This is a genomic window from Deltaproteobacteria bacterium, assembly GCA_030654105.1.
Taxonomy (GTDB): domain Bacteria; phylum Desulfobacterota; class SM23-61; order SM23-61; family SM23-61; genus JAHJQK01.
Genome location: JAURYC010000207.1, coordinates 1 through 5,286 on the forward strand (window position 1 = coordinate 1; position 5,286 = coordinate 5,286).

Below are 5,286 nucleotides of genomic sequence, written 5' to 3' on the forward strand. Positions count from 1 at the left end.
CAGGGGGCCCTGCATATCGACCAGATCACCGCTCGTACGGCACTCTCCAGCGGCAAAATTTCAGCGGTCCTCCTGGCACTCGAACTTGCCGGGCACGTCAAACAGCTCCCCGGGATGCGCTTCGCCAAAATATAAATTAACCGCAGAGCACACAGAGAACACAGAGATGGATTGAAATTAAAAAAACAAAATAATAAAGCAGATTTTTTTTGTTTTGATTTTATACTCTGCGTTCTCTGGGATCTCTGTGGTGAAAAAAGTAGAGGAGATAAGATGTCCAAGTCGTTAATCATCGTCGAATCACCGGCCAAGGCCCGGACGATCGGTAATTACCTAAAAGATGATTATGTCATCATGGCATCGGTGGGGCATGTTAAAGACCTTCCGGAAAGCCGTTTAGGGGTTGATATCGAAAACGGGTTCGTGCCCCAGTACCAGGTCATCAAAGGAAAGATCAAGGTTCTGAAAGAAATTAAAAAGGCTGCGGAAAAGGTGGATTCCATTTATCTGGCGACGGACCCCGATCGCGAAGGAGAGGCCATTGCCTGGCATATCGCTGAAGAATTAAACCGGCCGCCGGACAAAATTCACCGGGTTCTGTTTAACGAGATAACCGCCCGCAGCGTACGGGAAGCAGTCCTGAAACCCGAACGTTTAAATAAAGATAAATACGAAGCCCAACAAGCCCGCCGTATCCTCGATCGTTTGGTAGGGTACCTGATCAGTCCTCTTCTCTGGGATAAAGTCCGGCGAGGTTTGAGCGCGGGACGGGTCCAATCCGTTGCGGTCCGTCTCCTTTGCGAACGGGAGAAGGAAATCCAGTCTTTCGTACCTCAGGAGTACTGGACAATCCAGGCCCTCCTCGAAGGGAGTTCTCCCCCTGCTTTTAAAGCTACCTTAGCGCGGATCGATTCCAAAAAGGCAGAGATTAAAAAAGGAGAGGCGGCTCAAGCCATCCTCCAAGATCTGTCTCTCTGCTCTTTTGCCGTCAAAGAAATCGAAAGAAAAGAACGCCGAAAAAACCCGCCCCCACCCTATATTACCAGCCAACTCCAGCAAGAGGGTTGGCGTAAGCTGCGCTTTACCGCCAAGAAGACCATGTCTTTGGCTCAAAGGCTGTATGAAGGAGTGGAACTCGGGCAAGAAGGCCCGGTAGGTTTGATTACTTACATGCGCACGGACTCGGTACGCATTTCTCCAGAGGCAGTGCAAGACGTGCGCCAGTTCATTGCCAAAAAATTCGGACCCGCTTATTTACCCGAGAAACCTAATTTTTTCAAGAGCCGCAAGACAGCCCAAGAAGCCCATGAAGCGATCCGTCCTACTTCCGTATCTCGTAATCCGGAAATGGTGAAACTTTTCCTTAATAAAGATCAGTTCGCCCTTTATGAACTCATCTGGAACCGCTTTGTGGCCTGCCAGATGAACCCGGCGGTCTACGATCAGACCTCGGTAGATATCCAGGCGGGAAAATACTTATTCCGTGCCAGTGGTTCCATCCTGCTCTTCCCGGGCTTTATGACCCTTTACATCGAAACCGCCGATGAAAACGCGGAACGGGAAGATCAGGAAGAAGGAAAGCTTCCAGATCTCTCAATTGGCGAAGGATTAAAACCCCTCAACATAACCCCTGAGCAGCACTTTACTCAGCCCCCGCCGCGATATACGGAAGCCACCTTAATCAAGGAGCTCGAGGAAAAAGGGATTGGTCGCCCATCCACCTATGCCACGATCCTTGACAATATTCAGGAAAGGGAATATGCCGCTAAGGAAAAAGGCCGGCTCTATCCCACGGAATTGGGATGCCTGGTTTCTGATTTATTAGTCGAGAATTTCCCGGATATCCTCGATGTGCAATTCACAGCCCAAATGGAGAACGAGCTGGACAAAGTGGCAGAAGGACAGTTGCCCTGGGTTCAGGTGTTGGAGGATTTTTACGAACCCTTCCAAAAGGACCTGGAAAAAGCCAAGGTGCAGATGCAGGATATAAAAGGGAAAGGAGTACCCACGGACCTGCGTTGCGAAAAATGCGGTGCATCCATGGTCATCAAACTCGGTCGGCATGGCCAATTTTTGGCTTGTTCCAATTACCCCGAATGCAAAAATACCAAAGAGTTCCAGCGCAATGGGGCCGGAGGGATTGAGATTGTCCAGGAAGAACCCGTTCAAGAGACTTGCGAGAAGTGCGGCGCTTCCATGATCACAAAGGCAGGACGCTTCGGAAAATTCTTGGCCTGCTCCAACTACCCCCAATGCAAGAATACCAAAAAAATTCTGATTAACGGTGAGGGAAAAGTTGAGGTGGCCCAAGATGAAGAGAGTTCAGAGACCTGCGAGAAATGCGGTGCACGCATGGTTATCAAAACCGGGCGCTTCGGAAAATTCCTGGCCTGCTCCAATTATCCGGCGTGTAAGAACACGAAGAAGATCGCTCCATCTGGAGGGGGGGCTGAGGCCGCCCCATCCACCCTTACCGGCGAGAATTGTGAGCAGTGCGGCTCTCCGCTGGTCTACCGCAAAGGGCGCTTCGGCCAATTTATCGCTTGCAGCAACTACCCAAAATGCCGGTTTACTAAAAAAGTCACTCCCCCCATTCAGGATGAAAGGCAGACCCCAGAAGAAAAAGGCCAATCTGCCCAGAGAAAGAAAGTTTATAAAAAGAAGAAAATATGATGATTTCTTCCCTTTTCATTAACAAATATTTTTCCCTTTGATGCAAGTCAAAAATAAGGAATAAAAAAAGAGGTGGCCCTTTTACGAGACCACCTCTTCCATTTAAGGCAAATTGTTAAAGGTTAAAACGCCGCCTCCGGAATCGTCAGGGCGCTGCGGTTTCCGCTGAGAATGGTCGTGGCGGTAGATTGAACCTTCGGAAGAATATTGTTGACAAAAAACTCGGCTGTATAGACCTTGCCGCTGTAGAAAGCAGCCTCGGCTTGCTCTTCAATGACTTTGGCCTTGGCCTCGTCCGTGGTTGCCCCGGCCTTCTGGAAGATATCTTGGAGTTTATTCTGCGCAATGATCGCCTGGTCGAGGAGAAGGTAGGCCAGCTCCACCTCTCCAAAAAGCTCAAGGTACGGACAAGCATGGAGCATCGCGTAGAGCGGATCTCCTCCGGCCGCGACCTTGGCGAAGTGCATGGAAACATTGACCAGCGTATTCTTAGCCTGTTCCAGCTGGGCGATCGCCGGCCCAAAAACTGGATGGGCTTTATGCTTCTCTACGAACTCGTTGACTTCTTTCGTCCAGCCCATGATTAAGGCTCCCTTTTTCAGGGATAGTTTGCGGCCTACTAAGTCCATGGCCTGGATGCCGTTGGTCCCCTCGTAAATTGAAGTGATCTTCACGTCCCGGCAGAGCTGTTCCACGGGGTATTCGCCACAGTATCCATACCCCCCGTGGACCTGGATGGCCCATTCGGTAAGGCGGAAGGCCATGTCTGTCGAATAAGCCTTAACGATGGGAATCAGGAGATCGATCATGTTCTCGCAATATTCTTTCTCCTTCGGGTCCGTGGCCACCTTGGCCAAATCCGCGTAGTAGGCGCTGCGGTAAATTAGCGCCCGCAGACCTTCGGCATAAGCTTTCATGGTCATGAGCAACCGGCGGACGTCGGGATGGTTGATGATCGTCACCCGCGGGGCGTTGGGGTCTCTCATCTTCGTGATTTCCACCCCCTGGATGCGTTCTTTGGCATATTTCAGGGCATAGAGGTAAGCCAGGTTCCCCAGGGCAAAACCCTGCAGGCCCACGCCCAGACGGGCTTCGTTCATCATCTGGAACATGAGCTGGATGCCCTGATTCTCCTGCCCGAGAATATACCCGTGACACTTCCCGTCATCTCCGAAATTCAGGGTGCAAGTCGATGACCCCTTGAGCCCCATCTTGTGCTCGATACCGCCACAATTTACATCGTTGGGTTCTCCCAGGGATCCATCGAGGTTGATCCGGACCTTGGGCACGATAAAGAGGCTTAAACCTTTGATTCCCGGAGGGGCATTCTCCGTTCGGGCCAGGACGGCGTGGATAATGTTTTTCGTCAGGTTATGGTCGCCAGCGGTGATGAAGATCTTCGTGCCCTGGATTAAATAATGATCCCCCTCTTTTTTAGCCATGGTTTTCACATCCCCCACGGCGCTCCCGGCCTGGGATTCGGTCAAGCACATCGTGCCGGTCCACTGGCCGCTGTACATTTTTTCCAGGTACATCTGCTTCTGTTCCGGTGTTCCGAAGCTTTCAATCAGGTTGGCGGCGCCGCGAGTAAGACCAGGGTAGGTAGTGAAGGAAACGGACGCCCCCACAAACATTTCTGCGGTCGCCAGAGCCACAGAATCCGGCAGTCCCTGCCCCCCGGCTTCTGCATCTACCGAAGCGGCAATCCATCCGCCCTCGCAGTATTTCTTGAAGGCTTCATGGAAGGCTTCCGGGACTTTCACTTTCCCTTTCTCATAAACGCAGCCCTCTTTATCCGCAATGGAATTCAGCGGGGCGATTACTTCGGCGGCCAGCTTGGCTCCTTCTTCCAAAACCATGTCAAAAGTTTCCTTGGAGAAATCCTTGAACTTATCGAACTCGCAGAGCCGTTCAATGCCTAATTGTTCATAAAGAATGAAGCGAATGTCTCTCATGCTTATCGGAAAAGTTCCGTTGCTCATGGTTTCCTCCTTTGGGGTTGATGTTCCTTTTTTATAAATTCTTTGTATCGCATTCTAAAAAACGCCTTCAAGAATGTCAAGAAAATTCGTATCCAAACTATACGGTCACGTAATAAATTTTTTGATAAATATTTCTTTATTAAATCTATAAATATTTTATATGGTTATGGTTTTATTTGGCCCTGCCATCTACACACACGATATAAAAAATTCATCCCTGTCAACTGGACATCACCAAAATACCCCCTCTTACCAAAACGATGCCTGACAATCACTATTAAAAAGTAAGTAGGAATTTAGGCAGGGTATGAGAAAGTGGAAAAAATGAATTCCATATGATTTAAAACATTTTCTTGATAGGAAGGACAAGCTAATGGTAAATTGTACGAGTCCATCAATTTGAAAAAAGATGACTTTGTTGCCAGTTTTCCCAGGATCCATAACCTATACTCATGGAGTGAATATCGAATTCCCGCCGGTTCGAAGAAACGATTTTCTCGCGCATAGCAAAGAAACTGAACCACCATCGGCTTTAAGCCGATGGGTTCAACGGACGGGTCGAATGAATTCGACTATTCCGTCCGTTACAGAGAAAATTAGATCCAATGCCAGCAAGATAAATTGCTTGTCC

Annotated in this window: 3 protein-coding genes; 2 read left to right on the forward strand and 1 reads right to left on the reverse strand. The window is 49.4% G+C overall.

Annotated elements, in window-relative coordinates:
• Positions 1 to 15 precede the first annotated feature (15 nt).
• On the forward strand, positions 16 to 135 hold the full coding sequence (locus Q7V48_08585) for a hypothetical protein (GenBank protein ID MDO9210792.1): 120 nt from the start codon (positions 16 to 18) through the stop codon (positions 133 to 135).
• Between the two features lie 138 nt (positions 136 to 273).
• Positions 274 to 2,673, forward strand: coding sequence for a type I DNA topoisomerase (gene topA, locus Q7V48_08590; protein MDO9210793.1), 2,400 nt, complete (start codon positions 274 to 276; stop codon positions 2,671 to 2,673).
• A gap of 122 nt (positions 2,674 to 2,795) precedes the next feature.
• Here the strand turns inward: topA and Q7V48_08595 are convergent, their stop codons facing one another.
• On the reverse strand, positions 2,796 to 4,655 hold the full coding sequence (locus Q7V48_08595; GenBank protein MDO9210794.1) for an acyl-CoA dehydrogenase: 1,860 nt from the start codon (positions 4,653 to 4,655) through the stop codon (positions 2,796 to 2,798).
• Between the last annotated feature and the right edge of the window lie 631 nt (positions 4,656 to 5,286).